Here is a 235-nt window from a genome sequence, read left to right on the forward strand (position 1 = left end):
ATTGGTTCCGTAATCTTTAATGGCCACGGGATCGGATTTTATCTGCTGCAGCTTTTTACGGCAATGATTCTGGCCGTAGCTGCCAATACCGGTTTTTCGGCCTTTCCGATCCTGGCTTTTAATATGGCCAAAGACAAGTATCTGCCACATGCCTTTATGGATCGTGGGGATCGTTTAGGTTACTCTAATGGAATCATTGCCTTGGCCATTGGTGCGATTGTAATGATTTTGATCT

The 235-nt window shown here is 44.7% G+C and carries 1 protein-coding gene; it reads left to right on the forward strand.

What is annotated here, in order from left to right; translation table 11 throughout:
* Positions 1-235, forward strand: a 235-nt coding sequence (locus tag LI126_RS15155) for an amino acid permease (protein WP_227165739.1), incomplete at both ends; no start/stop codon positions are given.

The sequence above is a fragment of the Mediterraneibacter sp. 210702-DFI.5.30 genome (assembly GCF_020560115.1).
GTDB classification, from domain to species: Bacteria; Bacillota; Clostridia; order Lachnospirales; family Lachnospiraceae; genus Mediterraneibacter; species Mediterraneibacter faecis.